This is a genomic window from Psychromonas aquatilis (assembly GCF_038155185.1).
Classification (GTDB): Bacteria; Pseudomonadota; Gammaproteobacteria; order Enterobacterales; family Psychromonadaceae; genus Psychromonas; species Psychromonas aquatilis.
Genome location: NZ_JBAKAZ010000146.1, coordinates 1 through 454 on the forward strand (window position 1 = coordinate 1; position 454 = coordinate 454).

1 protein-coding gene is annotated in these 454 nt (G+C 40.1%); it reads right to left on the reverse strand.

The genetic code is table 11. The annotated features are described in order from the left end of the window. Positions 1 to 33: 33 nt before the first annotated feature. Positions 34 to 454 (reverse strand): transposase (locus tag V6256_RS15200; RefSeq protein ID WP_341599105.1); only part of this gene is annotated, 421 nt, incomplete at its 5' end.

The window sequence follows — 454 nt, forward strand, 5'->3', positions numbered from 1 at the left end:
GACCCTGTAAATAACTCTGTGTAACTGCGGTTTTTAAATGTAATCTTTAAGGCGGTCTTCGAACGTTATCATAAAACGATTCAAGGCCGTTTTCCAATTCCTTATTGGCATCGTCCATTTCTTTGATGCATCCATGATAGCAAGATAAATCACCTTCTTAGCCGAATCATCAGTTGGGAACACCTTACGTTTCTTGATAGCTTTACGTATTACGCTGTTCAAGGACTCAATGGCATTGGTCGTATATATTGCTTTTCTGATGTCCTCTGGGTAGCTAAACAACGTATTTAGGTTATGCCAATGAGCACGCCATGAACGGCTGATTTGAGGATACTTCTCATCCCATTTTCCACTAAACTCATCCAGTGCTTTTAAGGCTTCATCCTCAGTTACTGCTCGATAAATTCCTTTTAAATCACCAGTAAGTTCTTTGTAATCCTTCCAAGGCACGTAC